Source organism: Caulobacter sp. GW822-FHT07D08 (assembly GCF_058798735.1).
The window spans coordinates 1-1,383 of the sequence record NZ_JBXAKU010000051.1 but is presented as its reverse complement, the minus strand read 5'-3'; the positions used below and the strand labels follow the sequence as shown (position 1 = coordinate 1,383).

At 63.6% G+C, this 1,383-nt stretch carries 1 protein-coding gene; it reads right to left on the bottom strand.

What is annotated here, in order from left to right:
* Window positions 1–275: 275 nt before the first annotated feature.
* Window positions 276–1,304 (bottom strand): IS110 family RNA-guided transposase, encoded by a 1,029-nt coding sequence (locus AC1RJ9_RS28315; RefSeq protein ID WP_492842011.1) that lies wholly within the window; start codon window positions 1,302–1,304, stop codon window positions 276–278.
* Between the last annotated feature and the right edge of the window lie 79 nt (window positions 1,305–1,383).

The following is a 1,383-nucleotide window of genomic DNA, read 5'->3' as shown; positions in this document are numbered from 1 at the left end:
AGATTGCAGATGTGGACGGCCCCCCGCTTGCAGTGAACGCGCAGACTGTCTGACCTAACGCTTGCTATCAGATGTCCGGCCTGTTTGCGCGAGAAGCTCGCTGGCCAAGATGGTGTTCGCTACGCACGCTCCAAACACATTGGCGACATCGGGATGCCAGTGCAATCTTCGGAATGTCGCGCGTACCAACCGATAGGTCGTTTCCATCTGTCGTTCGTGCAAGTCTCCTGGGCGGTCCGGTGCAGCCTCTTTGGCTTCCGGGCGCCGGTCTCAGATCAGGTCGGGTTCAGTGCTGCGGGCCGGGTGTAGACTCCGCCCGAGACCATCAGCCGCCAAGCAATCCTGGCGAACTTGTTGGCCAGCGCGACCGCGACCAGCTTGGGCGGCTTCCGCTCCATGAGCTTGGCCAGCCAGGGGGATGGCTTTGTATGCCCGAGGCGCACATGGCGCAGCAGCGCTGTGGCCCCGACGATCAGCGTTGACCGGATCGATGGATCTCCAGCCTTGGTGATCCCGCCGAGTCTTGATCGACCGCCTGTCGAATGGTCTCGCGGCGTGAGCCCCAGCCAGGCGGCGAAGTCGCGCCCGGAGCCGAAGGTCTCCGCCGGCGGCGCCTTCATGCTCAGCAACGTTGAGCCGATAGGGCCGACGCCGGGAATGGTGGCGATGCGCCGGCTCAGCTCGTCGGCGCGGTGCCACTTCATCAGCTTCGCGTCGATCTCCGCCAAGCGCGCCTCTACCGCGGCGTACTCCTTGGCTTGAAACTGGAAGAGCTCGCGCGCCAGCTCCGGCAGCGAGTCATCTTCGAGGACGCGCGCGATCAGGCCGTTGACGTTCTGCCGGCCGGACGGGCCCACAATCCCGAACTCCGCCGCATAACTCCGAAAAGCGTTGCTGAGCTGCGACTTCACCATGACGAGCCGCTCGCGCACCGTCATCAACATGCAGGCCGCCTGACGGTCCTTGGACTTCACAGGCACGAAACGCATGGTCGGCCTGGTGACGGCCTCGCAGAGCGCTTCGGCGTCGGCCGCGTCGTTCTTCCCGCGCTTTACGTACGGCTTCACGTACTGCGGCGGGATCAGCTTCACCTCGTGGCCGAACGACTCCAGGAGCCGCGCCCAATGGTGGGAACTACCGCAGGACTCGATCGCGACAAGGGCCGGAGGAAGGTTCTCGAAATAACGGATCATGTCGGCGCGCCGGAGCTGGCGACGCAGAACTACAACCTCGTTCTCATCCACTCCGTGGAGCTGGAACACGGACTTAGCCGTGTCCATGCCGATACGCACTGGTGTGACCATGTGGCTCTCCTCTCGACTGGCTTGTTGACGCTAAGCGCCATCAAACCGTTGGGATGAGAGGCCGTCCACACCAACACAT

Excerpts from the sequence above, each read along its gene's own strand:
- AC1RJ9_RS28315 (WP_492842011.1), bottom strand. The coding sequence starts at position 1,304 with ATGGTCACACCAGTGCGTATCGGCATGGACACGGCTAAGTCCGTGTTC.